Source organism: Pseudonocardia sp. Cha107L01 (assembly GCF_052566575.1).
Window position 1 is genome coordinate 1,566,270 of sequence record NZ_CP199579.1, and the last position, 24,966, is coordinate 1,591,235.

Consider the following 24,966-nt stretch of genomic DNA (forward strand, 5'->3'; position numbering starts at 1 on the left):
CTGAGCCGAGCAGGCGCAGACCCGGCCGACCGCTCGCCGAGTGGTACAACAGCGGGCTTCGATCATGGTCACCAGCCCGCTGACGTGCCGGTCGGTCGAGTCGACGAGACCCGTCGCGGTGCTCCGGCGATCAGCCGCCGAGCGGACCGCCGCTGCCGCCGAGCTTGGACAGTTCGGGTACGGCGGGCTTCTTGGACCGGGGCGGAGCCGTGGCGGCCGAGTCGGTGGTGTCGGACCGGTTCGTGCCGCCACTGCTCGCCGTCCCGGTCCCGGTCCCGCTGCTGGTGCCGCTGTCCGTGGTGATCTTTCTGGGCACGGCCGGCGTACTCTTCTTCGCCGCGCTGGCGGGGGCCTTCGCTCCGGTGCCGGACGACGGGTGGGTCACCGCGCCGCTGGTACCCGTCGAACCGGCGTCGGTCGAACCGGCGTCGGACGAGTCGGTGCCGCTGTTGCTGTCGTCGGTGTGCTTGGCGGCGGCGGAGTTGACCGGCGGTAGGGTCGCCAGCCACGCCAGGATGCCGACCGTGATGGCCTGCGCGTAGCGCGCCCGGCCGACCGGGTTGGAGACGGTCACCGCTTCTTTCGGGTTGCGCATGTTGGCGCACTCGACCAGCGCGATCGGCCGCTTGGACGTGTTCAGCCCGGCCAGGTCGGAGCGGGGGAACAGGCCGGACTTCCCGATGTAGGTGGACTCCGGCAGGCCGGAACCGTGCAGCGCGTCCCGCAGTGCGGTGGCCAGGGCCAGCGAGGGCGCGCCCTGGGCGGTGTTCAGCGCCGGCCGGGGGTAGGCGACATGGAAGCCGTAACCGGCGGGTGCGGCGCCGTCGGCGTGGATGGAGATCTCGGCGTCCACGTTCATCTTCGCGGCCATCTCACCGCGCACGTCCACGCACGGCCCGATGCCGGTGTCGTCCGTCCTGGTCAGTTTCGCGTTGACGCCGTTCGCCAGCAGCAGCTCGCCCACCCGCAGCGCCACGTCCCAGTTGAACTTGTGCTCGGGGTAACCGGCGTCGGTGGAGGTGCCGGTGGTGTTGCACGGCTTGGTACCGCCCCGGCCGTCCGGCACCTTCTTGTTGATCTCGGCGGAGTGCGTGGCGTTGCCACCGTTGTGACCGGGGTCGAGCAGTACGGTGCGCTTGACGGCCGCGGCGGCAGGGGCAGCGGGCGCGGCGGAGTCGGCCGCGGCGGGGTTCGTCACCGAGGCGGTCGGGGCCGGCTGGACCGGTTCGCCCCCGCAGCCCGCCAGCAGCACGGCCAGCACCGCGAGCAGCGGGAGGGTGGTCCGTCGCGCGGGTGTCACGGGTGTCACGATCGCACGCCCCCGATTGTGGCCCGGAAGCGACACCCGGTTCCGGACGCGGGGGCCGGTACCCGGACCCGCCGGGGCTACGCTGCACACCGATGTCCGAGCAGGAGGAGACACGCCCATGAGGCCAGGGCAGCCCGATATGAACATGATCCTCCAACAGGCCCAGAAGATGCAGCGCCAGCTGGCCGCCGCTCAGGAGCAGCTGGCCCAGGCCGAGGTCACCGGGCAGGCCGGTGGCGGTCTGGTGTCGGTGACCACCACGGCGGCCGGCGAGATCCGGAAGGTCACCATCGACCCGAAGGTCGTCGACCCGGAGGACGTGGAGACGCTGCAGGACCTGGTGGTCGGTGCGATCGCTGACGCGGCGCGCGCGGCCAAGGCACTGCAGGAGCAGACGATGGGGCCGCTGGCCGGCGGCCTCGGTGACATGGCCGGCGGCCTGGGCCTGCCCGGTCTCGGCGCCTGACCCCTCGGTCGGCCGCCCCGAGCGACGGATGTAACCACGGTGTTTGAAGGACCGGTCCAGGATCTGATCGACGAGCTCGGCAGGCTGCCCGGGATCGGCCCGAAGAGTGCCCAGCGCATCGCGTTCCACCTGCTCTCGGCCGACCCGGTCGATGTCACCCGGCTGCAGGACGTGCTGCAGAAGGTCAAGTTGGGCGTCCTGTTCTGCGAGGTCTGCGGCAACGTCTCGGAGAAGACCCGCTGCCGGTACTGCTCGGACGCGCGCCGGGACGCCACCCTGGTCTGCGTCGTCGAGGAGCCGAAGGACGTACTCGCCGTGGAGCGCACCAGGGAGTTCCGCGGCCGCTACCACGTGCTCGGCGGCGCACTCGACCCGTTGGCCGGCGTCGGCCCCGATCAGCTGCGGATCCGCCAGCTGGTGGCCCGGATCGGCGGCACCGGCCCGGCCGAGGACGAGACGGACATCGCCGAGATCATCGTCGCTACCGACCCGAACACCGAGGGCGAGGCGACCGCGACCTACCTGCTGCGGCTGTTGCGCGACTTCCCGGGTCTGACGGTGTCGCGACTGGCCTCCGGACTGCCGATGGGTGGCGACCTGGAGTTCGCCGACGAGCTCACTCTGGGCCGCGCATTGTCCGGCCGCCGCACTATGTGAACACCGAGTTACAACAATCTTGGTCTACCCAGGAGCACTCGGGTGCCATTACTGTCACCCGATCGTGCGGGTTTCACGCACGGTGAACGTCCACCTGGGGGAGCATCGATGCGTTCGGTCCTTGCTGTGCTCACTGCCGGCCTAGTGCTGGCCTCGCTGGTTTCCTGCGCGGCGTCGCAACGTGAGCAGGGCGGCGGAGTGCAGGACACCTTCGTGTTCGGGGTGGCGGGCGCGCCGAAGAACTTCGACCCCATCTTCAATGACGACGGCGAGAGCTTCCGGCCGCAGCGGCAGATGCTCGAAACGCTGATCGCCTACAAGCCGGGCACGGCCGAGTTGGAGCCCGGCCTGGCCACCTCGTGGACACCGTCCGACGAGGGCAAGACCTGGACCTTCGGCCTCAGGCAAGGCGTGAAGTTCCACGACGGGACGCCGTTCGACGCCGCCGCGGTATGCGCCAACTTCGACCGCTGGTTCAACGTCAAGGGCGCCGCCGCGCAGTCTCAGATGATCTACTACGGGGACATCTTCGAGGGCTTTGCGCACAACGAGGGCGACACCCAGGGGCAGCCGGTCTACAAGGATTGCCAGGCCTCCGACCCGAATACCGCGGTGCTGCACCTGAACCGGTTCAAGGGGGCGTTCCCGGGCGCATTCGGACTCACCTCGCTTTCTATTTCCAGCCCGACCGCACTCAAGCAGTACAACGCCGATCAGGTGACGCAGAGCGGTGACTCGTTCAGCTACAGCGCCTACGCCAACGAGCACCCGACCGGTACCGGGCCGTACAAGTTCGGCGGTTTCGACAAGGCGAACAACACCATCACGCTGCTGCGCAACGACGACTATTGGGGCGACAAGGCCAAGATCGCCAAGCTGATCTTCAAGATCATGCCCGATGAGAACGCCCGCAAGCAGGAGCTGCGCGCCGGCACCATCGACGGCTACGACTACCCGTCGCCGGCCGACCTGACCAGCCTGCGCAACGACGGCTTCCAGATCTTGGCCCGCAAGCCGTTCAACATCCTCTACCTGGGCATCAACCAGAAGAACAACCCGGCGCTGAAGGACCTGCGGGTGCGCCAGGCGCTGGCCTACGGCATCAACCGGGACGCCCTGGTGCGCAACAAGATGCCCGAGGGCGCGATAGTGCCCGCCAATGTGATGCCGGAGGCGGTGGCCGGCTACGCGCCGGACGCGCAGGCCTACCCGTACGACCCGGCGAAGGCCAAGGCGCTGCTCGCCGAGGCCGGCGCGAGCAACCTGAAGCTGAACTTCTACTACCCGACCGAGGTCACCCGGCCCTACATGCCGAACCCGACGGACATCTTCTCGGTGATCGCCGAGGACCTGCGCCAGATCGGCGTGACGATCAACCCGGTGCCCGAGCCGTGGAACGGCGGCTACAAGGACGACGTGCAGAAGAGCGGCAAGCAGGACCTGCACCTGCTGGGCTGGACCGGTGACTACAACGACGCCGGCAACTTCCTCGGCACCTTCTTCGGCCGGCAGAAGGCGGAGTTCGGGTTCGACACCCCCGCGTTGTTCGACGAGTTGAGCGCGGCGGACGCCACGGTGGACCAGGCCGCGCACGCGACGGCGTACCAGCAGGTGAACCGGGACATCATGGCCAAGTTCCTGCCCGCCGTGCCGCTGTCCAGCGCGCCCGCGTTCATCGTGGTCAACAAGAACGTGCACGGGTTGATCCCGAGCCCGCTGACCAACGAGGAGTTCGCTCCGGTCAGCAAGAACGCGGCCTCCTAGCACGATGTTGCGCTTCGTTGTGCGGCGGTTGCTGCAGCTGATCCCGACGATATTGCTGCTCTCGGTACTGGTGTTCGCCTGGCTGCGTAGCCTGCCGGGTGGGCCGGCCGGCGCGTTGCTCGGCGACAAGGCCACCCCGGAGAAGATCGCCCAGCTCAACCACATCCTGGGGCTGGACCAACCGATCTGGAGCCAGTACCTGCGGTTCCTCGGGCGGGCGGTGACCGGCAACTTCGGCAACTCGCTGATCACCGGCGACACCGTCATCGCCGAGATCGGCCGTGCGCTGCCGGCGACGATGGAGCTGTCGGTGACCGCGATGGTGTTCGCTGTGGGGCTGGGCGTGCCGCTCGGCTACCTGGCGGCCACCCAGCGCGGGCGGCCGCTGGACAGCGCCACCATCATGGCCACCCTGGTCGGGGTGGCGGTGCCGGTGTTCTTCCTCGGTTACCTGCTCAAGTCGGTGTTCGCGGTCAAGCTCGGCTGGCTGCCGCCGTCCGGGCGGGTGTCGATCGGCCTGGACGCCACCCGGGTCACTGGGTTCGCGGTCCTGGACGGGCTGCTGACCAGGGAGTACGACGCCAGCGACGACGCACTGCGGCACCTCCTGCTGCCCGCCATCGCGCTGGGCACCATCCCGCTGGCGGTCATCGTGCGGATCACCAGGGCGTCCGTGCTGGACGTGCTCAACGCCGACTTCGTGCGCACCGCGCAGGCCAAGGGGCTGGCCCCGCGCACGGTGCGCGGCCGGCACGTACTGCGCAACGCGCTGCTGCCGGTGTCCACCACGATCGGCCTGCAGACCGGGCTGTTGCTGGCCGGGGCGGTGCTGACCGAGAAGGTGTTCGTCTGGGGCGGCATCGGCACGCTGCTCGCCGACGGCATCAACCGCCACGACTACCCCCGGCTGCAGGCCCTGCTGTTGCTCGGCGCGCTGGTGTACGTGGTGGTCAACCTGCTGGTCGACGTGTCCTACGCGATCATCGACCCCCGCGTCCGGCTGTCATGATGACTCGACCCTGCGAGCAGGTCTCGCGCATGATGACTCAACCCTGGCAAGCAGGTTTCGCGGCATGAGTACTTTGCTGCAACGGCGCAAGGACCGGCTGGACCGCCTCGCCGTGGCCGGTGCCGAGCCGGAGGGGCAGAGCCTGGTCGCGGAGGCGCTGACCCGGCTGCGGCGCAACCCGGTGGCACTGGTCGGCGCCACGATCATCACGGTGTTCGTGCTGGTGGCGGTCCTCGCGCCGCTGCTGGCCCCGCACGGCGCGGAGGACAGCTTCGACGTGCTGCGCGCCAAGCTGCGCCCGGACCTGATCCCCGGCCCGCAGCCCGGTTTCCCGCTGGGCAGTGACCAGAACGGCGGCGACGAGCTGTCCCGGCTGATCCTGGCGTCCCAGCAGACGCTCCTGGTCGGGGTGCTGGCGACGGTGATCGGGCTGGTCGCCGGTTTGACGATCGGGGTGCTGGCCGGCGCGTTCGGTGGTTGGGTGGACTCGCTGCTGATGCGGCTGACCGACGTGCTGCTGTCCTTCCCGAGCCTGTTGCTGGCCATCTCGATCGCCGCGCTGGCGGCCAGGGCCAGCCAGACCACGGTGATCGTCGCGGTGGCCATCGTGAGCGTGCCGGTGTTCGCCCGGCTGCTGCGCGGGGCGATGCTTGCCCAGCGGTCCAGCGACTACGTGCTGGCCGCCACCTCGCTCGGGATCCGCCGCCGGCACATCGTGCTGCGGCACATGCTGCCCAACGCGGTCGGGCCGGTGATCGTGCAGGCCACCCTGGTGCTGGCCAGCTCGATCCTGGACGCCGCCGCGCTGTCCTTCCTCGGCCTCGGCGATGCCGACCCGAGGCGCGCCGAATGGGGACTGATGCTGGCCAACGCGCAGACCTACCTCGATGTCCGTCCCGAGCTGGCGTTCTACCCGGCCGCCGCGATCATCCTGGTGGCTCTCGGGTTCACCCTGTTCGGCGAAGCGCTGCGCGAGGCGCTGGACCCGAAGAGCCGGCGGTGAGCTCGGGGATGAGCGGGACGACGGGCGAGCCGCTGCTGCGGGTGCGGGACCTGCGGGTGACGTTCGGGGGCACCGGCCGGCGCCGGCGGGGCCGCACCCCGGAGACGGTCGCGGTGGACGGGGTGAGCTTCGACGTCTCGCCGGGCCAGGTGGTCGGGCTGGTCGGCGAGTCCGGCTGCGGCAAGTCGGTGACCTCGCTGGCGATCATGGGACTGCTGCCGAAGCGCGGGGTGCGGGTGACCGGCTCGGCGGCGTTCGAGGGCATCGACCTGCTCGGGCTGTCCGACTCGGCGATACGCGACCGGCGTGGCCGTGACCTGGGCATGGTGTTCCAGGACCCGCTGTCCGCGCTGAACCCGGTGGTGCCGATCGGCCTGCAGGTCACCGAGGTACTGCGCCGGCACCGTGCGATGAACGCCGCCGAGGCGAAGACCGAGGCCACCGAGCTGCTGCGCCGGGTGGGCATCCCGGACCCGGCGCGGCGGCTGACCGAGTACCCGCACCAGCTCTCCGGCGGCATGCGCCAGCGCGCCCTGATCGCCATCGCGCTGGCCTGCCGGCCCCGGCTGCTGATCGCCGACGAGCCGACGACCGCACTCGACGTCACCATCCAGGCACAGATCCTGGCGCTGCTGGCCGAGCTGGTCGCGGACACCGGCACCGCGCTGATCATGATCACCCATGACCTGGGTGTGGTGGCCGGGCTGTGTGACGAGGTGAACGTGCTCTACGGCGGCCGGGTGGTGGAACGGGCCCGGCGGCACGAGCTGTTCGCCACCCCACGCCATCCCTACACGCACGGGCTGCTGGGCTCGATCCCCCGGTTGGACGCGCCGTCCGGGGAGCGGCTGGCCGCAATCTCCGGCTCTGTGTCGGACAATCTGCCGTGGACGTCGGCGTGCGCGTTCGCGCCGCGCTGCCCCCGCGAGCTGCCCGACTGCCGAGCGGTCACCCCGCCGACCGAGGACGCGATGCAACGGCTGCTGAGCTGCCACAACCCGGTCCCGGTGCAGGTGCGGTCATGAGCGAATCCTGGGGACCGGCTTTTCGCGCGGCTAGCGGGGGACATCGATGAGCGGCGATCTGGTCGAGGTCGACGACCTGAAGGTGCACTACCCGATCAGGCGCGGCGTACTGGTGGACCGCACGGTCGGCTACGTCTACGCGGTGGACGGGGTGTCGCTGCGGATCCGCCGGGGCGAGACGTACGGGCTGGTCGGCGAGTCCGGCTGCGGCAAGTCGACCCTGGGCCGCGCGCTGCTGCGGCTGACCGAGCCCACCGGCGGGCGGGTGGTGATCGACGGCGTCGACCTGTCCGGGCTGCACGGCGAGCCGCTGCGCCGGATGCGCCGGCGGATGCAGATGGTGTTCCAGGACCCGATGTCCAGCCTGAATCCGAGGCAGTCGGTGCGCGCCATGCTGTTGGAGGGCCTGCGGGCGCACGGGTTGGACAAGGACGCGTCGGCCACCGAGGCCCGGCTGCGCGAGCTGCTGGACGCGGTCGGGCTGCCGGCCACCGCGCTGCGCCGCTACCCGCACGAGTTCTCCGGCGGGCAGCGCCAGCGCATCGGCATCGCCCGCGCGCTGTGCGTCGAGCCGGACCTGGTGGTGGCCGACGAGCCGGTGTCCGCGCTGGACGTGTCGGTGCAGGCGCAGGTGCTCAACCTGCTCGAGGATCTGCAGGCCGCGCTCGGGCTGACCTACCTGGTGATCGCGCACGACCTGGCCGTGGTGCGGCACGTGGCGGACCGGGTCGGCGTGATGTACCTGGGCGGGATCGTCGAGGAGGCGCCGGCCGGGGCGCTCTACGGCTCGCCGTGCCACCCCTACACCCGGGCGCTGCTGTCCGCGGTGCCCGTGCCGGACCCGGTGGTGGAGGACCGCCGCGAGCACCTGCTGCTCACCGGCGACCTGCCCTCACCGGCCGCACCACCGTCCGGCTGCCGGTTCCACACCCGGTGCCCGTGGCGCCAGCCCACCCGGTGCGACGACGAGCGCCCCGAGCTGCGGCTGCTGGACGGCGGCACCGAGCACCGGGCGGCGTGCCACTACGCCGAGCAGATCGCGGCCGGTGAGCTGCGCCCGCACGACGTCTCCCCGGAAGTGGTGCCCGAGGGCCTCGGCGTGACGGCCGTACCTCCGACCCCCGCCTCCGTCACCGAGGTACTCGGCCACTGAGCACGGGGCACGGGCTGTGCGAGCACGGGGCAGCCCGGCCCGTCCTGTTGTTACCGAGCTGCACAGGAGGCAGGTTTTTTGGGCGTAGAACCTGCCTGGTGTGCAGCTCGGTAACAGGAGGCCGCCGGGCTGTGCGGCCCGCAACCCGTGTGCGGCCGGGTCGGCTTAGAGGGTGGGTGGGCAGGCCGGCGGGCGGCGGGTTTGGGTCAGTGACACGCCGGCGAGGATGAGCGCGCCGCCCACCGCCTGCACGGCGGCCGGCACCTCGTCGAGCAGCAACCACGACGCCACCGCCGACGAGATCACCTCCAGCAGGCCGACCAGCGACGCCCGGGACGCGCCGATCCGGCGGATGGCACCGATGCCGGTCAGGTAGGCCACCACGGTGGAGACCAGCACCAACAGCCCCGCGGTGACCGGCCAGTCCACGTCGACGTCGGCGAGCACGACACCGACCGCGTGCGGGTCGACCGCCAGCGGCAGTAACCCGACCAACCCGACCAACCCGACGGTGACCGCGCCGACGACCATGCCGATGCCGGCCAGTACCAGTGGTGGGGTGGTGACCCCGGCCCGGTCCACGCCGTAGAGGAGCAGCCCGAAGCCGTCCCGCCGGATCGCGACGAGGACTCCGGGCCGGGTGGCCGCCAGGATTACCGCGAGCACCACCGCTGCTCCGCCCAGCCGGACCAGCACCGTTCCGGTAGCTGACCAGCCGGCGTCGATCAGGGCCTTGGCGAACGGCCCGGACAGCCCGAACGTGACCGCCGAGACGAGCGCCAAGGCCAACCCGGCGCCCACCGTGGGCGGGCCCGGGCTGACCCGGGGGCGGTACGTCGGGCTCACGTCCGGCGTACCGTCCCCGAACCTCAACGCGAGGCGCGGTTGATCGCCGACACCACCGCACGCAGCGACGCGGTGACGATCGAGTGGTCCACCCCGACGCCCCAGAGCACGTCGCCGCCCGTCGCGCACTCCACGTACGCGGCCGCGCGCGCGTCGTCGCCGGCGGTGAGCGCGTGCTCGTGGTAGTCGAGCACCCGCACGTCGAAGCCCACGGTGGCCAGCGCGTCCACGAAGGCCGCGATCGGGCCGTTGCCGGAACCGTGGATCTCGTGCTCGGTGTCCTCGACCCGCACCACCGCGACGATCTCGTCCCGGCCTTCGCCGTCGTTGGTCAGCCGGTGCCGCACCAGCTTCAGCGGGGTGGCCAGCCTGAAGTACTCGTTGTCGAAGAGGTCGCGCATCTCCTTCGGGTTGACCTCGCCGCCCTCGTCGTCCGTGATGCCCTGGACGACCTTGGAGAACTCGATCTGCAGCCGGCGCGGCAGGTCGAGCCCGTGCTCGGCCTTCATCACGTAGGCGACGCCGCCCTTGCCGGACTGGGAGTTGACCCGGATGACCGCCTCGTAGGAGCGGCCGATGTCCTTCGGGTCGATCGGCAGGTAGGGCACCGCCCAGCGGAAGTCGTCGACCGGAACCCCGGCCTCCGCCGCGTCCACCTTCATCGCGTCGAAGCCCTTGTTGATCGCGTCCTGGTGGGAACCGGAGAACGCGGTGTAGACCAGGTCGCCGCCCCACGGGTGCCGCTCGTGCACCGGCAGTTGGTTGCAGTACTCGACAGTGCGGCGGATCTCGTCGATGTCGGAGAAGTCGATCTGCGGGTCGATGCCCTGGCTGAACAGGTTCATGCCCAGCGTGACCAGGTCGACGTTGCCGGTGCGCTCACCGTTGCCGAACAGGCAGCCCTCGATCCGGTCCGCGCCGGCCTGGTAGCCCAGCTCGGCGGCGGCCACCCCGGTGCCCCGGTCGTTGTGCGGGTGCAGCGACAGGATGATGCCGTCGCGGCGGTCCAGGTGCCGGTGCATCCACTCGATGGAGTCGGCGTAGACGTTCGGGGTGGCCATCTCGACGGTCGCCGGCAGGTTGACGATCATCGGGTTGGTCGGCGTCGGCTGCCAGATCGCGGACACCGCGTTGCACACGTCCACCGCGTACTCCAGCTCGGTGCCGGTGTAGGACTCCGGCGAGTACTGGAACCGCCAGTCGGTCGACGGGTACTTCTCGCTGAACCGGGCCACGTCCTCGGCGCCGTCCGTGGCGATCTTGCGGATGCCGTCGCGGTCGGAGCGGAAGACCACCCGCCGCTGCAGGATGGACGTGGAGTTGTACAGGTGCATGACCGCGCGCGGGGCGTCCTCGCAGGCCTCGAAGGTGCGCTCGATCAGCTCGGCGCGGGCCTGGGTCAGTACCTGGATGGTCACGTCGTCCGGGATCAGGTCCTGGGTGATGATCTCGCGGACGAAGTCGAAGTCGGTCTGGCTGGCCGCCGGGAAGCCGACCTCGATCTCCTTGTAGCCCATCCGGACCAGCAGCTCGAACATCCGGCGCTTGCGGGACGGGGACATCGGGTCGATCAGAGCCTGGTTGCCGTCCCGCAGGTCCACCGCGCACCACAGCGGGGCCTTGGTGATCCGGGTGTCCGGCCACTTGCGGTCCGGCAGGGTTACCGGCTCCACGAACTCGTGGAAGGGCTTGTACCGGCGGTACGGCATCTGGCTGCCGCGCTGTGGATTCCACGGCGCCTGGTCGGCAGGGATGGGGCCGGCGGGCTTGTTCAGGCGGCTACTGGGGCTCGCGGTATACGCATCGGGCATGCTCGTCATTTCGGGCTACTCCTGGGATGTAATCCGGCGGTCTTTTCACGACTCGACCGGCGCACGCCAGAACCCGCGACGAGGGGCCGGTCGGTCAGACCCCGCCGCGGCGGCGAAGGAGCAGCTGTGCCACGTATCCGAGACTAGCCCGATCGCGGAGCCGACGTAAATCAGCCCTCCCAAAGTGTGAGACGGCCTGGTGGGCGCGCGGGGCGGTCGCAAGCTGTGAACTCACAGCGTCTCGTGACCCGACCGTGCCGTCGTTTGGACTTTCCTACCGATCAACAACCTGACACCATGACTGCCGTTCCGCCTGGGCATACCGGTGGAACGCCGAGCGCAGCCAAGGAGGTTCCGTGGCAAGAGTCGGGACACGCAGGGCGGCCGGTGCGGTAGCAACGGTGCTGCGCGTCATTGGTCTGATCATCGTTGCCATCTTGGTGATCCACATCCTGCTCACCGTGTTCGACGCCAACCCGGCGAACAGCTTCGCGACGTTCATCCGGGACGGCGCGAACATGTTCTCGCTCGGGCTGACCGACCTGTTCAGACTGGCCAACCCGAAGGCCACGGTCGCGGTCAACTACGGGCTGGCAGCGGTGATCTGGTTAGTGATCACGAGCATTGTGGTGGGGCTGGTCCGGCGTGTCGGCTGACTCCGCGCCGCCGCCGCCACCGTCGTCGAGAACCAGGTCGCGCACGTTCACACCGCGCAAGGCCCTGGGCTGGTTGGCCAGCCTCGTCAAGCTGGTGTGCGGGCTGATCGCGCTGCTGTTGGTGGTCTACATCGCGTTCACGCTCGGCAAGGCCAACCCGGCCAACGCGTGGGCGATCTTCGTGTCGACCTGGGCGCAGAAGTTCGACCTGGGGCTAGCGAACCTGTTCGCGCCGCCGAGTCCCCCCTGGCTCGCGGTGGTGCTCAACTACGGCATCCCGGCGCTCATCTGGCTGGTCATCGGCAGCTTGCTGAGCAGGCTGATCCGGCGGTTCTGAGCGGGCCCGTTCGCCGCTGGCCGGGGCTCTGTCGAGTGTGGTCGTGGCTTATTCGGCCGTTCGGCCCTGCGGCCGGGTGCGCTGGCTCTATCGTCACGGCTTATGACGGGGGTAGTGGGTCTTGGCCAGCGGGCGATGGCCGGTCAACGGGGTCCGGGGGTCGCGGCCAAAGCGGCGGCGTTCGACCAGCTGGGCATGCAGGTCACGCCGACCAACGTGCTGGGCGTCTACGGCGTGATCATGGAAGAAATGACGCGCCTGCAGTCATCGGCACAGATGTTCAAGCTCGACCATGGCGAAGGAATGCCGCTCTTGGGCGGAGACCTCGTGTCGCCCCGGGCGGCTCGTGGCTTCACTGAGGCGACCAGTCAGCTCTTGATCAAATGCCAGGCCGACATCGACGATCTAAAACGCGTGGGTTATGGGTTGGCCGAGGCGGCCCGGCTTTACGGCAAAACTGAGGAAGAGGTAAAGGCCGCGTTTGACCCCAGATCCTTCCAATATCAGCCGTCGCCTCCGCCACCGTCGGCCGGTGACGTGCCGTCGTCGTTGCGGCCCATGTTCGACTCTGGCCAGGACAGCCCACTTCCCGCCGCGTCGCTCGAGGGTCTAATGCGGGGCGGTACGCAGTGAGGAGGCGTTGGATGCGCGCCGGGTTCGGATTGATCGGCGCTCTGACCATGTTGGGGGTGGCAGCCTGCGCCGTCGCGGAGCAGTCGCCGAGTCCACCCCCACCAGCATCTCAAGCGGTGCCCGCTGGCCCGGCCTTGCCTCCCCGTCCGGTAGAGCTGCGACTTGACGGAGTCGACCCATGCTCCCTGGTCACCGTGGCACAACGTAGACAGTTGGGTGTGAACCAGGGCCAGGCCGCTCGCGGCTCGGAAAGCAGCGCGTTGAGGGGTAACAGCTGCGTGTGGTCCAACATCCCCGACAGCCCGGACAACGCTTGGTCGGGGCGGTTGGTCCTAGGTCAGGGCGCGGAGTACGCATTGGGTCGAGAGCCAATTCGGACAGTCGACGGATTCGCGGCAACCACTACGGGCTCGATGGGCTCCGATCCGGCGTACTACTGCCTGATGCTGGTGGATGTCGCGTCGGGCCAGTCGCTTGTCGCTTCGTACGACAACGGCTCGAAGGATTATCCGGGGATGAACCACAAGCTGGCCTGCGACAAGGCTCAGCAGTTGGCCTCGGACATGCTCAGCACTCTGCGAACGATCAAGCAACGGTAGGCCGGGGCCGACGATGGAAGAGATTCCGTGCTTCTACTACGACTCCATCCCGTTGGAGCAGAAGTACCAGTGGATGCGGAGCGGTCCCGGCGGAGCCGCGTCGATCGGCTTCGGTGACGGGCTGGCCCAGTTGGCGGCCGACTTTAATGCCTCCGACGCGAACATCGGCCGGAACCTGCTCCAGCGCAGGCTCGGCACCGAGTGGCAGGGACAGGCGGCAACGGCCGCCACCGAGGCGTTGAACCGGGCCGCCGCCGCGATCGCCGCCAATGCGGTGCCCAGTACCACCGGACGGGACTCCTCCCATCAGTACGGCGACTCGTTCAACGCCGCGAAGAACGCCATCCAGCCGGTGCCGGACGCCGGTCAGAACAGCTGGTGGGGTCGGCAGGCCGACGCCGCCGGAGCGTCGCTGAACGTCACCTTCGGCAGCACGTTCGGGGTGCAGTCGGACTACAGCAAGCGGCTCGCCGCCTACCGGGCTGCCGACCAGGCCGCGAACGATGCGCTGGTCAGGCACGAGACGACAACCCGAACCGTGCTCACCGCCTACCAGAACGCGATCACCGGACCGGCCGCCGCCGACGGTCCGAAGGCCGTTCCGGGCGCGACTCCGCACGGCGATGCGGGCGGGCCCGGCGCTGGCGGGTCGGGCGCTGGTACCGGCGGGAGGGGTGCGGCCGGTGGCCAGCACGGCGCCGACCCGGGTGCCGGCGCGGCGGCGAGCACGCCGCCGACTTTGCCGTCAACCGCAGCGCCGTCAACCGCAGCACCGTCAACCGCAGCGCCGTCAACCACAGCGCCGGCCACCGCGGCACCGCCAACTCCGACCCCGCGCCGGCCGGCTTCGCCCCGCTCAACGCACCAGGCGGGGGCAGTCTGATGCCCGGTCCGAGCGGCGGGTTCGTGCCGACCGGTCCAGGGTCCGGCGCCGGGTCACCGCCGCCGTCCTCGATCCCACCGCCGCTGCCTCCGCTCGGCGGCGGCTACGGCGGCTCGGGCGGTTACGGCGGTGCAGGCCCTGATCGGCACGACGGTCCCGGCGGAGCCCGGCCCAGCGGTACGGGGTACGGCGGCGCGGGGTACGGCGGTGCTGGTGGCGAGCACGGCGGCGCCGGATCCGGTGGCGGGCGACCGCTGAGTCCGCGCGGCGGCGGGTTGCCCTCGGGCGAGCCGGCCGGTCGGTTCGCCGTCGGCGGGCCGTCCGAGGGTGCCGGTCGGGCCGGTGGACCCGCCGGCATGGCGGGCGGCGGCATGGGCGGCATGGGCGGCGGCATGGGCGGGCACGGGCAGGAGCGGGAGCACCGCAACAGCGTGTTCATCCCGGACGACGAGCCGTTCCGGGTCGAGTTCGACGACGTGACCCCCTCGGTGATCGGCCTGCCGGATGAGCACTGAGCTGAGCGCCGGGCCGGCGCCGAGTACCGACTGGTCCCGGGCCGCGCGGCTGCGCCCCGTCGAGTTCCAGGCCTGCTGGGCGGCGTTGGGGCTGGGCGACACGCCGCTCGCGCTGGACCTGCGCCCGACCGGCAGCACCATCGCGGAGCGCGACCAGATCCATCGGGACGCACTCGTCGAACTGGCCCGCCGGGGGCTCGCCGACCATGCCGGGCCGTGCCTCCCGCTGGCCGGTGCGCTCCGGCTGGTCGCCACCGCCCCCTACCTGTGCGACCTGCGGCTCACCGGCTCCACGAACGGCTCGACGGAACCGGGCGGGGCGGCCGAGCTGGTCGCGGTCGGCGCGGCGGCCCGGGAGTACGGCGTTGTCGTGGCGCTCGGTGGCGGCGAGCTGACCGTGCTGCCGGTGTCCGGGCCGAGGGTGCCGATCACCCTGGTCGAGCTCATCGGCCCGCTCAACCCGGCCCGGACCCGACCGGTCAACATCCCCGCCGAACTGCTCGACCAGGCGTGCGCGAGCGTCCCCGACGGCGACCTGTGGGCACTGGCCGACCGGCTCGTGGAGTTCGGTGTACTGCCGGCCGACGCGAGCTCGGTGGCGCGCATGTGCACCGGGATCACCGCCGCCGGCCAGCTCGGCGCCACATCCCGGGTCAACGCCGCCCGGGGCAGCGCCGGCGCGGGCGGTCGGAGCCGGGAACGACGTGGGCGTTGGGTGGTCGGCTTCCACCGGGGGGAGGCCGGCGACTGCCTGCAGTTGCGCCGTCCCAGCGGCCCGGGGCGCGAGACCGTCACCATCGCCCCGATCGACGCGCAGAAGCTGCTCGCCCAGCTCAGCGAACTGCTTGACCACGTGCGCCGGCCCGGCTGAGCCGTCAGATCGCGTACGACCAGCCGGTCACCGCGTAACCACCGAACCAGGCCGAGGCCAGCGTCACCGCCACCAGCACCGCCACCGCGGTGCTCGGCCGCCGTTTGGCCAGTGCCAGCGCCGCCGGCACCAGCAGGGTGAACGCCGGCAGCAGCAGCCGTGCCTTGGAGTTCATCAGCCCGTTCGAGCCGAGGTCCATCACCAGCACCCCGGCCGCGTACACCAGCAACGGCCAGGGCAATCCCTCGCGCCGGCACTGCCGCCAGCACACCGCCAGCAGCACCAGCCCACCGGCAAGCGCCGCCACGGTGAGCACCTCGAGCACCGAACGCCCGGTGGCCAGCGTGTCCCTGGTGAACGCCAGGGTGGCCGCGCCGCCGTCGAACTTCGAGTTCCAACCGCGGCGCTGCAGGTCGAACCAGCCGGTGAGCGAACCGGTCCGGGAAGCCACGTACAGCAGGTAGCCGAGCAGCCCGAGCGGGGCGAGTAGCCCGCCCACCCAGGGCCGCCAGCCGTCCCGTCGCCCTACCGCCGCGACCAGCAGCGGGATGCCGACCGCGAGCAGCAGCGCGGCCGCCGTCGGACGTACCGTGCCGGCCAGCGCGGTGCACCAACCGGCGAGCACCCAGTCCCGGCGCAGCACCCCGACCAGCGCCCACACCGCGCAGGCGCAGAACAGCCCCTCGGAGTACGTCATGCTCCAGACCACGCCCATCGGCGCGGCGGCCACCAGCCCGACCAGCAGAAGCCCGGACCACCGGGAACCGCCCGGGACCAGCTCACCGAGCCGGGCCAGTCCCTGCGCGAGCACCAGCCCGGCGAGCAGCGACACCACGAGGCCGGCGAGCTCCAGGTCGCTGCCCGTGACGAAGCGGAGCACGCCGACCGCCGCCGGGTAACCGGGGAAGAACGCCAGCGGGGTGGTCGGGTTGCGGTGCCCGAACGCGTCCACCAGCCCGAGCGGCACGCCGTCGTAACCGCCGCCGGCGATGGCCAGCAGCCACTGGCCGTCCCACACCGACAGTCGAGTGAGTAGTTGGTCACCGTTGAGCGCGGACAGCCAGCCCAGGGTCAGCACCCCGACCAGCCGGACGGCCAACCAGACCAGCGACGGCGCGGCGGCCGCCAGGAACCGGCCGGCCCTGGCGCTGAATGCCGAGGTCGGAGTGGCCGGAACGGTCGGTGCGGAGGCGGCTGATCCGGGCTGGTCCAGGTCTACCGCCCGCTCGGTCGACGCCAACTGCCCCGAACCCCCCGTACCCCGGTTCCTCCGCCGTACTCCACTGTGGCCTGAACCATCAAGGCTAGTGCGATGCCCCCGGGTCGGTAGGCTAGGGCCCCAGCTCACACCGCGCGGCGCCCCCGGTCACCCCGGCCGGGTATCGCCCGCTGACCTGGAGGTGGCGTCGGTGGCTCTGGTCGTACAAAAGTACGGCGGATCCTCCGTACAGGATGCCGAGCGCATCAAACGGGTGGCCGAACGGATCGTGCAGACTCGCAAGGAGGGGCACGACGTCGTCGTGGTGGCCTCCGCGATGGGCGACACCACGGACGAGCTCATCGACCTGGCCGAGCAGGTGAGTCCGGCACCGCCACCGCGCGAGCTGGACATGCTGCTCACCGCCGGTGAGCGGATCTCGAACGCGTTGCTCGCGATGGCGATCCACGCGCTGGGCGCGGAGGCACGGTCGTTCACCGGCTCGCAGGCCGGCATGATCACCACGTCGAAGCACGGTGACGCGCGCATCGTGGAGGTCAATCCGGGCCGGTTGAAGGCCGCGCTGAACGATGGCGCGGTCGTGCTGGTGGCCGGTTTCCAGGGGATGAGCGGGGACAGCAAGGAGATCACCACGCTCGGCCGGGGCGGGTCGGACACCACAGCCGTGGCGCTGGCCGCCGCCCTGCAGGCCGACGTCTGCGAGATCTACACCGATGTGGACGGCGTCTACACCGCCGACCCCCGGATCGTGCCCGACGCCCAGCGGTTGCACACCGTCTGTTACGAGGAAATGCTGGAGCTGGCGGCCTGCGGCGCGAAGGTTCTGCACCTGCGAGCGGTGGAGTACGCCCGGCGGTACCACGTGCCGCTGCGCGTTCGCTCGTCGTACAACGACAAGCCCGGCACGCTCGTGTCCGGGTCGATGGAGGACATCCCGGTGGAACAGGCGATCATCAGCGGCGTCGCGCACGACCGTTCCGAGGGCAAGGTCACGGTCACCGGGGTGCCGGACACACCCGGGCATGCCGCCCGCATCTTCCGCGCGGTGGCCGACGCCGAGATCAACATCGACATGGTGCTGCAGAACATCTCGCACGCCAGCAACCGGCGCACCGACATCACCTTCACGCTGCCCCGCTCGGACGGGCCGACCGCGGTGGCCGCGCTCGAGCGGGCCAAGGCCGACATCGGCTTCGACGAGGTCTTCTACGACGGCAACGTGGGCAAGGTGTCGCTGGTCGGCGCCGGGATGCGCTCGCACCCCGGCGTGACGGCGACGTTCTGCGAAAGTCTGTCGCGCGCGGGCATCAACATCGAGACGATGAACACCTCGGAGATCCGGATCTCGGTGCTGTGCCGGGAGGACCAGCTCAACGATGCGGTGGCTGCCTTGCACGCCGCATTCGAGCTGGGTGGCGAGGAGCAGGCTGTTGTGCACGCTGGAACGGGGCGCTGAACGATGACGGTACTGGCGATTGTGGGCGCTACCGGTGCGGTGGGCTCCACGATGATCGAGATCATCGACTCGCGGGAGACGGTGCCGTGGTCGGAGATCCGGCTGGTCGCGTCGGCCCGCTCGGCCGGCAAGGTGCTGCGGGTGCGCGGCGAGGACATCACGGTGCGGGAGTTGGCGCCGGAGGTGTTCGACGGCGTGGACATCGCGATGTTCGACGTGCCGGACGAGGTCAGCGCGGTGTGGGCGCCGATCGCGGCGGAGCGCGGTGCGGTCGCGGTGGACAACTCCGGGGCGTTCCGGATGGACCCGGACGTGCCGCTGGTGGTCCCCGAAGTCAACGCGGCGGAGGCCGGCAACCGGCCGAAGGGCATCATCGCCAACCCGAACTGCACGACCCTGTCCATGATGGCCGCGATGGGTGCGCTGCACCGGGCGTTCGAGCTGCGCGAGCTGGTGGTGTCGTCCTACCAGGCCGCGTCCGGCGCCGGTCAGGCCGGCATCGACCAGCTCTACGCCGAGCTGGCCGCGGTGGCCGGCAAGCAGGTCGGGGTCAAGGCCGGTGACGTGGCCGCCGCGCTGACCGAGGCCGGGCTGCCGGTCGGGCCCGACTCCAGCTCGCCGTTCCCCGCGCCGCTGGCGCTGAACGTGGTGCCCTGGGCCGGCTCGTTGAAGGACGACGGCTGGTCGTCGGAGGAGCTGAAGGTCCGCAACGAGTCGCGGAAGATCCTCGGCATCCCCGGTCTGAAGGTGTCCGCCACCTGCGTGCGGGTGCCGGTGGTGACGACGCACGCGATGGCCGTGCACGCCACTTTCGCCTCCGAGGTGTCGGTGGACAAGGCCCGCGCGGTGCTCGCCTCGCAGCCCAGCATTGTGCTGCGCGACGATCCGGCGAAGGGGCAGTGGCCCACCCCGGCGGACACCGTCGGTGGTGACCCGACGTGGGTCGGGCGGATCCGCCAGGCGCTGGACTTCCCGAACACCCTCGAGCTGTTCGTCTGCGGCGACAACCTGCGCAAGGGTGCCGCGCTGAACACCTACGAGATTGCGGAGGTTGTGGCGGCGGGCTGACCGGGCAGGTGGGCGATCCCGCCGGGTGCCTGAACGAGTACCGGTCGCGGTCGGGAACTGAGATCGTCCTCAGGCCGTTTACCGATCAGTCAGCGCAATGTTGCGCCCCGTGTCGGACCGTGGAGCCGACGCGGGTTGTCCTGCCCTGAGTCATCGCTACGCGCCGAGGAGGCCAACCGTGAGCCTGCACGACGTTCTGTCCCGCCGTCCCAACTCAGCCCCGGTCGAGCCCGAGTTGCCTGGCCGCCCGTCCGAGCAGCTCGCTGTGGTGACCTGCATGGACTGTCGGATCCCGGTGCTCGACTCATTCGGTCTCCGGCTCGGTGAAGCACACGTGATCCGCAATGCCGGAGCGGCGGTGACCAGCGACGTGATCCGTTCGCTGTCCATCAGTCAGCGCAAGCTCGGCACCCGGGGCGTGGTGCTGATGGCGCACGCCGGGTGCGGGATGGCCACGTTCACCGACGACGAGTTCGTCGCCGAGCTGGCCCAGGACGCCGGCCAGCCGCCGACCTGGCGCCCCGGCACCTTCACCGACCCTGTCCAGCACGTCCGGTACGGCATGGCGCAGCTGTTGACCAGCCCGTTCCTGCTGTCGGACACCACTGTGCGCGGCTTCGTGCTGGACCTGAAGTCCGGCGCGGTGGACGAGGTGGAGGCGGCGGACCCCGAGGCCGTCAACAACTCGACCCCGAACCCGGACAAGGCGAACGCGGCGTCCTGAGCCCGGAGGCCGGTGGGCTCGGCGCAGTGCCGCGCTGAGCTGCCGCCGCCCGATTCGATAGGACCCGATTTCGGCAAACCGCCCACGCCGAGATGTCGGTCTGCGTACCGTTCCGATATGGCCATCAGAAGCCGCCTGTCGGCCGCGGACCTGTGCACCTCGCTGCTCGCCGTCCATAAACCGGACACCCCCTTCGTGGTTCGGGACGGGCGAGCTGAAGGTGTCGATCTGATCGCTGAGCTGCGCTTCCAGGACAAAACCTGGAACGATTTGTTCCGCGGGGTCGGTCTCAGCCGGGCGTACACCATCCGAATGCGCATCGACGAGTCGAACGCTGAGGTGCGCAAGAAAGAAAAGCTCGGCGACATCGGCTGGCGCGACGGTGAGCACTACGCCAAGCGGTTCGGCGCCACGAACACCGAGTTCGGCGAGATCAGCGAGACCATCTACGCGGCGACCTACGCGCGAAAAGGGCTGTTCAAGTTCGAGAAGGAGACCGAGTTCCGCTTCAAGACCGCGGACCTGCGGGACCCTCTGGTGCGAGCCATCTATCGCGCTGGGTGGGAGTGTCGGAACGTCACTTTTCGGAAACTGTAATCTCGGCATTCTGGCAGTGAAAGGTTCGTCGACATGGATGGCTTTTCTGTCACTCCGGAGTTTCTTTCCGCGGCGGCGTGGACAATTGTTACCACTCTGGGTAACGGCGCTATCGGCAGCTCGCCCACCCTTACCGGTGGTGGCGCCTACGGGCACGCCGAGTTGGGTAGCGCTGTCACCGAGTTCGGCTCGGCGGTCCACCTCGCCTCGACCGTGCTGGTGAAGAAGGCCGAAGATGCCTCGGCCGGCCTGCGTGACGGAGCCGAGGCCTACGCGCGGCACGAGCAGCGCAGCGCGACCGCTCTCAACGGTGCCGGCACCGGGGTCGCCACGCCCGGGGGTAGGTGATGGCCGAGCTCGGACGGACCGCCGACCCTCGGGCTCTGATACCGGGTGCGCCGGAGGTCATCGAGGCCGATGCGCACGCGCTCATCGCGCACGGCCAGCGCACCGAGCAGGTCGGTCACGGCCTCAAGCGGGTCGACGTGGGCAACTGGGCGGGCGCGGCGGGTACCGGTTTCGCCGATACCTGGTCGAAGGAGCCGCCGAAGTGGCTCAAGGTGGCGGATTCGATCGGTGCGACCACCAGCGCCATGACCACGTACGCGGGAACCCTGCGCTGGGCACAGGACCAGGCCGGCGGCGCGATCCAGCTGTGGAACCAGGGCGCGGCGGCCACTACCCGCGCCTATGAGCAGTACCAGGCGGTCTCGGCCGATGCGGCGGCGCGGAACGCGGCGGTGACGCCGTTCGTCGACCCCGGCGACCGGTACCGCCAACAGGCCACCGTGTTGCTCGCCAGGGCCCGCCAGCAACTGAAGGCGGCCGGCGACCAGGCCGCCAGGGCGATCGGCGGTACGTCGGTGGGCACGCCCGGCGCCGGACTGCGCTCCGGGGGCACCCTGAACAGCCTGGTGGACGCGGTGACCGACGGGTGGACCGCGCACGGCCAGGTCACCAGGAGCAAGCCGAACGCGGGGGCGTCCGCCGCGGTGGCTCAGGGCGGCAAGCTCGCCGAGCTCAAGGCATACGCCCAGCTGGGCGGCGCCACGTGGACCGGTTCGGTGCGCAACGGCAACCTGGCCCTCAGCGGCACGGGCGGGTTCGAGATCGGCACTCAGGCGACCGCCGCGGCCTCGTTCGGCAACGATGGGCTCGCGGCCAAGGTGGAAGTGTCGGCGGCTGCCCGAGCCTCGGTCGAGGGACACGCCGACTACGGACAGGTCGGGATCTACGGTCGGGCCGAGGGCAGCGCGGGGGTCGCTGCGAGCGCCGGGATCAAGGCCGGGAAGGACGGCGTGTCCGCGAGCGTCGGGGCCTTCGCCGGGCTGAAGGCCGAGGCCGCCGGTGGCGCCGAGGTCGGCGGTATCGCGGCCGGGGCGAAGGCCGAGGGCTGGGTCGGTGTCGGTGCGGAGGCCAAGTTCGGTTTCGAACAGGGCGAGGACGGCAAGTTCCATCTCGGGGCGAAGGCCGGTGCCGCGCTCGGCGTGGGGGGAGAGGTGGGATTCGAGGTGACCGTCGACCCGGAGAAGGTCGAGCAGACCGCCCGGGACGCGGCCGACGCCCTCGGCGCGGGGGCGCAGGCCGTCGGGCACGCCGCCGACGATGTCGGGCACGCGGTGGGCGACGTGGCCGACGACTTCGAGCACTCGGTCGGCGACATCGCCAAGAACCTCAACCTCATCCCGTAACCGGGTCCACCGGCCGGATTGGAGCAACTCACCGTGGCCACCACACTGCCCGCGCCGATCGAGTTCCGCCTGCCCGAGGGCTGGCGCCCGGCGCCCCCCGACGAGGTAGGCGCACCGGGCGCCGCGTTCGTCGGGCTGCATCCGGACCCGGACAACGGGTTCACCGCCAACATCACCGTCGACGGGGAGGGTTACACCGAAGCCGCGTCGCTGCCGGAGCTGGCCGACGCGTCGATCCGCGCGCTGCGGGAGACCGGAGCGGAAGTCTCGCTCGCCAACCGCTCGGAGGTCGGGTCGGCGGACGCCCCGGGACTCACCCAGACGCTCAGCGTCCGGGCCGCGGTCAACGGAGCACCGCGCGATCTCGTGCAGTCCCAGGTGTATCTGTCCATGGTCGACACCGAGGACCGCGGCCGCGGCGTGGTGATCCGCCTGGTGCTGACCGCGAGCGCCGAGCAGTACGCCGCCGTGCTGCCCGACTTCCAGTACTTCGTCTGGACCGTCCGCCCGGACACCGGGGAGACCTGAGCCGGCGCCGGGGCTCTCAGCTCAGGCCGCGCACCAGGCGCAGGTCCTCGGTGTGCTTGTACCAGGTCCACCGGGTCACCGGGCGCGGGTGCGGCACGCCGTCCAGCACGACCGTCGTCGCCAGGCAACCGATCTGCACCGCCCGGCCCAGCGCGGCGTTCGTCCGCCGGCCGAGCACCCCGAACCGGACCGCCCGCACGTCCACCCCGGTCGGCGCCGACGGCGTCACCACCAGTCGGCCGGCCTGCCCGCGCAGCACCAGCTGGTCGTCGCAGTAGACCACCCCGCGCACCGGCCGCAGCTCACCACGACCGAGCAACACCCCGCCGCTGTCGTCGCGGACCAGCGGCACCCGGTCCGCCTCGCCGTAGCGGGCCAGCGTGGCGGCCGCCCAGGGCGCCGTGGGCAGTCCCCAGATGTCCGCCACCGCCGAGTCCGGGTCCGACGGCAGGTACGCCACCGCGACCTCGGCCAGCCGCTCGGTGCGCAGCAACCGCAGCACCACGGCGGCGAGGTCGGCGTCGGTACCGGCCACCACCACCCGGGTCGGGGCCGGCGCGGGGGAAGGCGGTGCGAGCAGCGGGTCCAGCTCCTCGCGGCTCGGCATCGCCGCCACCGCCACCCCGGCGTCCAGCGGGGAGGGCAGCTCGGCCGTCCAGGATGGACACCTCAGCGCCAGAATCGTCATGGTTGCCCGGCCCCGTCTCGCATCGCGTCTGGCAGCGTCTCACAGCACAGATATCACCGATCGCGCCGCATTGAGTTAGTCTCTGCGGGGCCCTGCGCGGCCCTCGTTGGGTGCGGGACCAATGCCGCACCAGATCAACACCAAAGCCGGGAGTGAGGGCTGACATGCCCGCGATTGTGCTGATCGGCGCCCAGTGGGGCGACGAAGGCAAAGGAAAGGCCACCGACCTGCTCGGTGGCCAGGTCCAGTGGGTGGTGCGCTACCAGGGCGGCAACAACGCCGGCCACACGGTGGTGCTGCCGAACGGAGAGAACTTCGCGCTGCACCTGATCCCGTCCGGCATCCTCACACCGGGGGTCCGCAACGTGATCGGCAACGGTGTGGTCGTCGACCCCGGGGTGCTGATCGAGGAGCTGGCCGGGCTGGAGGCTCGCGGGGTGGACACCTCCGGGCTGATGCTGTCCGCCGACGCGCATCTGATCATGCCGTACCACATCGCGATCGATAAGGTCAGCGAGCGCTACCTGGGCAAAGCGAAGATCGGTACCACCGGGCGCGGCATCGGCCCCGCGTACCAGGACAAGATCTCCCGGGTCGGCGTGCGTGCGGCCGACCTGCTCGACTCCAAGATCCTCCGCCAGAAGGTGGAGGCCGCCCTGGAGTACAAGAACCAGGTCATGGTCAAGCTGTACAACCGGCGCGCGCTGGACATCGACGAGGTCATGGACACGGTGCAGGCCGCCGGGCGCCAGATCGAGCACCGCATCGCGGACACCCGGCTGCTGCTCAACCAGGCGCTCGACGCCGGTGAGACCGTGCTGCTGGAAGGCTCGCAGGGCACCCTGCTGGACGTCGACCACGGCACCTACCCCTTCGTGACCTCGTCCAACCCCACGGCGGGCGGCGCGGCGGTCGGCTCCGGGATCGGGCCGATGCGGATCGACCGGGTGATCGGGATCCTGAAGGCGTACACCACCCGGGTCGGCTCGGGCCCGTTCCCCACCGAGCTGAACGACGCGATGGGCGAGCACCTGCGCAAGGTCGGCGGCGAGTTCGGGGTGACCACCGGGCGGTCCCGGCGCTGCGGCTGGTTCGACGCGGTGATCGGCCGCTACGCCACCAGGGTCAACGGCATCACCGACTTCTTCCTGACCAAGCTGGACGTGCTGTCCGGGCTGGAGAAGGTGCCGGTGTGCGTGGCCTACGAGGTCAACGGCCGGCGCTGCGACGAGATGCCGATGACCCAGACCGACGTGCACCACGCGGTACCCGTGTACCAGGAGTTCCCCGGCTGGTGGGAGGACATCTCCGAGTGCCGGACGTTCGAGGACCTGCCGAAGAACGCGCGCGACTACGTGCTCGCGCTCGAGGGCATGATCGGCGCCAAGGTCTCCGCGATCGGCGTCGGCCCCGGCCGGGACCAGACCATCGAGCGCTGACCCTGTGAGTGGTATTGGC

27 protein-coding genes are annotated in these 24,966 nt (G+C 70.6%); 22 read left to right on the forward strand and 5 right to left on the reverse strand.

The features are described 5' to 3' along the window. Positions 1-130: 130 nt before the first annotated feature. The gene (locus tag ACTXG6_RS07360; RefSeq protein ID WP_445187008.1) at positions 131-1,300 is read right to left on the reverse strand and encodes an N-acetylmuramoyl-L-alanine amidase; all 1,170 of its coding nucleotides are present in this window, start codon (positions 1,298-1,300) and stop codon (positions 131-133) included. Between the two features lie 127 nt (positions 1,301-1,427). Between ACTXG6_RS07360 and ACTXG6_RS07365 the strand changes: the two genes are divergently transcribed. From ACTXG6_RS07365 to ACTXG6_RS07395, 7 genes are all read left to right on the forward strand, one after another. Continuing rightward, positions 1,428-1,775, forward strand: coding sequence for a YbaB/EbfC family nucleoid-associated protein (locus ACTXG6_RS07365; protein WP_445187009.1), 348 nt, complete (start codon positions 1,428-1,430; stop codon positions 1,773-1,775). Positions 1,776-1,814: 39 nt separating this feature from the next. Next, positions 1,815-2,432, forward strand: coding sequence for a recombination mediator RecR (gene recR / locus ACTXG6_RS07370; RefSeq protein WP_445187010.1), 618 nt, complete (start codon positions 1,815-1,817; stop codon positions 2,430-2,432). A 108-nt stretch (positions 2,433-2,540) separates the two neighbouring features. Beyond that, positions 2,541-4,196: an ABC transporter substrate-binding protein gene (locus tag ACTXG6_RS07375; protein WP_445187011.1), complete on the forward strand. Its 1,656-nt coding sequence runs from the start codon at positions 2,541-2,543 to the stop codon at positions 4,194-4,196. 4 nt (positions 4,197-4,200) lie between these two features. Further along, positions 4,201-5,205 carry an ABC transporter permease gene (locus ACTXG6_RS07380; protein WP_445187012.1) on the forward strand — a complete coding sequence of 335 codons (1,005 nt, stop codon included), beginning with the start codon at positions 4,201-4,203 and terminating at the stop codon, positions 5,203-5,205. 64 nt (positions 5,206-5,269) lie between these two features. Beyond that, a complete protein-coding gene (locus ACTXG6_RS07385; RefSeq protein WP_445187013.1) occupies positions 5,270-6,208 on the forward strand; it encodes an ABC transporter permease in 939 nt (312 codons plus the stop codon). Positions 6,209-6,216: 8 nt separating this feature from the next. Continuing rightward, a complete protein-coding gene (locus ACTXG6_RS07390) occupies positions 6,217-7,233 on the forward strand; it encodes an ABC transporter ATP-binding protein (protein WP_445187014.1) in 1,017 nt (338 codons plus the stop codon). A 46-nt stretch (positions 7,234-7,279) separates the two neighbouring features. Continuing rightward, complete coding sequence (locus ACTXG6_RS07395) at positions 7,280-8,386, forward strand: ABC transporter ATP-binding protein (protein WP_445187015.1); 1,107 nt, start codon at positions 7,280-7,282, stop codon at positions 8,384-8,386. A gap of 165 nt (positions 8,387-8,551) precedes the next feature. Here the strand turns inward: ACTXG6_RS07395 and ACTXG6_RS07400 are convergent, their stop codons facing one another. Next, on the reverse strand, positions 8,552-9,232 hold the full coding sequence (locus tag ACTXG6_RS07400) for an EamA family transporter (protein WP_445187016.1): 681 nt from the start codon (positions 9,230-9,232) through the stop codon (positions 8,552-8,554). Positions 9,233-9,255: 23 nt separating this feature from the next. After that, positions 9,256-11,052 (reverse strand): 2-isopropylmalate synthase, encoded by a 1,797-nt coding sequence (gene leuA / locus ACTXG6_RS07405; protein WP_445187017.1) that lies wholly within the window; start codon positions 11,050-11,052, stop codon positions 9,256-9,258. Positions 11,053-11,399: 347 nt separating this feature from the next. On the opposite strand from leuA, the gene ACTXG6_RS07410 reads away from it, so the two are divergent. The 7 genes from ACTXG6_RS07410 to ACTXG6_RS07440 all read left to right on the forward strand — a co-directional run bounded on the left by ACTXG6_RS07410 (position 11,400) and on the right by ACTXG6_RS07440 (position 15,537). Further along, positions 11,400-11,699: a hypothetical protein gene (locus ACTXG6_RS07410; protein WP_445187018.1), complete on the forward strand. Its 300-nt coding sequence runs from the start codon at positions 11,400-11,402 to the stop codon at positions 11,697-11,699. Beyond that, positions 11,689-12,036: a hypothetical protein gene (locus ACTXG6_RS07415; protein WP_445187019.1), complete on the forward strand. Its 348-nt coding sequence runs from the start codon at positions 11,689-11,691 to the stop codon at positions 12,034-12,036. Before ACTXG6_RS07410 ends, ACTXG6_RS07415 begins: the two co-directional genes overlap by 11 nt. 195 nt (positions 12,037-12,231) lie before the next feature. Beyond that, complete coding sequence (locus ACTXG6_RS07420) at positions 12,232-12,669, forward strand: hypothetical protein (protein ID WP_445187020.1); 438 nt, start codon at positions 12,232-12,234, stop codon at positions 12,667-12,669. Positions 12,670-12,716: 47 nt separating this feature from the next. After that, positions 12,717-13,268, forward strand: coding sequence for a DUF3558 domain-containing protein (locus ACTXG6_RS07425; protein WP_445189937.1), 552 nt, complete (start codon positions 12,717-12,719; stop codon positions 13,266-13,268). Positions 13,269-13,281: 13 nt separating this feature from the next. Further along, positions 13,282-14,151: a hypothetical protein gene (locus ACTXG6_RS07430; protein ID WP_445187021.1), complete on the forward strand. Its 870-nt coding sequence runs from the start codon at positions 13,282-13,284 to the stop codon at positions 14,149-14,151. Next, positions 14,151-14,666 carry a hypothetical protein gene (locus ACTXG6_RS07435; protein ID WP_445187022.1) on the forward strand — a complete coding sequence of 172 codons (516 nt, stop codon included), beginning with the start codon at positions 14,151-14,153 and terminating at the stop codon, positions 14,664-14,666. Before ACTXG6_RS07430 ends, ACTXG6_RS07435 begins: the two co-directional genes overlap by 1 nt. Beyond that, positions 14,656-15,537 carry an ESX secretion-associated protein EspG gene (locus tag ACTXG6_RS07440; RefSeq protein ID WP_445187023.1) on the forward strand — a complete coding sequence of 294 codons (882 nt, stop codon included), beginning with the start codon at positions 14,656-14,658 and terminating at the stop codon, positions 15,535-15,537. Before ACTXG6_RS07435 ends, ACTXG6_RS07440 begins: the two co-directional genes overlap by 11 nt. A gap of 4 nt (positions 15,538-15,541) precedes the next feature. On the opposite strand, the gene ACTXG6_RS07445 is transcribed toward ACTXG6_RS07440, so the two are convergent. Next, positions 15,542-16,777, reverse strand: coding sequence for a hypothetical protein (locus ACTXG6_RS07445; RefSeq protein ID WP_445187024.1), 1,236 nt, complete (start codon positions 16,775-16,777; stop codon positions 15,542-15,544). A gap of 169 nt (positions 16,778-16,946) precedes the next feature. Between ACTXG6_RS07445 and ACTXG6_RS07450 the strand changes: the two genes are divergently transcribed. The 7 genes from ACTXG6_RS07450 (at position 16,947) to ACTXG6_RS07480 (ending at position 22,820) form a co-directional block, all read left to right on the forward strand. Continuing rightward, complete coding sequence (locus ACTXG6_RS07450; protein WP_445187025.1) at positions 16,947-18,212, forward strand: aspartate kinase; 1,266 nt, start codon at positions 16,947-16,949, stop codon at positions 18,210-18,212. A gap of 3 nt (positions 18,213-18,215) precedes the next feature. Beyond that, positions 18,216-19,280, forward strand: a complete 1,065-nt coding sequence (locus ACTXG6_RS07455) for an aspartate-semialdehyde dehydrogenase (RefSeq protein WP_445187026.1) — start codon at positions 18,216-18,218, stop codon at positions 19,278-19,280. 178 nt (positions 19,281-19,458) lie between these two features. Then, on the forward strand, positions 19,459-20,004 hold the full coding sequence (locus ACTXG6_RS07460; RefSeq protein WP_445187027.1) for a beta-class carbonic anhydrase: 546 nt from the start codon (positions 19,459-19,461) through the stop codon (positions 20,002-20,004). Positions 20,005-20,121: 117 nt separating this feature from the next. Further along, positions 20,122-20,601 carry a hypothetical protein gene (locus tag ACTXG6_RS07465; protein ID WP_445187028.1) on the forward strand — a complete coding sequence of 160 codons (480 nt, stop codon included), beginning with the start codon at positions 20,122-20,124 and terminating at the stop codon, positions 20,599-20,601. 33 nt (positions 20,602-20,634) lie between these two features. After that, positions 20,635-20,949: a hypothetical protein gene (locus ACTXG6_RS07470; RefSeq protein ID WP_445187029.1), complete on the forward strand. Its 315-nt coding sequence runs from the start codon at positions 20,635-20,637 to the stop codon at positions 20,947-20,949. Then, positions 20,949-22,292: a putative T7SS-secreted protein gene (locus ACTXG6_RS07475; protein ID WP_445187030.1), complete on the forward strand. Its 1,344-nt coding sequence runs from the start codon at positions 20,949-20,951 to the stop codon at positions 22,290-22,292. Before ACTXG6_RS07470 ends, ACTXG6_RS07475 begins: the two co-directional genes overlap by 1 nt. 33 nt (positions 22,293-22,325) lie before the next feature. Beyond that, positions 22,326-22,820, forward strand: a complete 495-nt coding sequence (locus ACTXG6_RS07480; RefSeq protein WP_445187031.1) for a hypothetical protein — start codon at positions 22,326-22,328, stop codon at positions 22,818-22,820. A 16-nt stretch (positions 22,821-22,836) separates the two neighbouring features. Here ACTXG6_RS07480 and ACTXG6_RS07485 read toward each other — a convergent pair whose 3' ends face one another. Further along, complete coding sequence (locus ACTXG6_RS07485; RefSeq protein ID WP_445187032.1) at positions 22,837-23,508, reverse strand: hypothetical protein; 672 nt, start codon at positions 23,506-23,508, stop codon at positions 22,837-22,839. A 164-nt stretch (positions 23,509-23,672) separates the two neighbouring features. On the opposite strand from ACTXG6_RS07485, the gene ACTXG6_RS07490 reads away from it, so the two are divergent. After that, positions 23,673-24,947 (forward strand): adenylosuccinate synthase, encoded by a 1,275-nt coding sequence (locus ACTXG6_RS07490; protein WP_445187033.1) that lies wholly within the window; start codon positions 23,673-23,675, stop codon positions 24,945-24,947. The last annotated feature ends 19 nt before the right edge of the window (positions 24,948-24,966 follow it).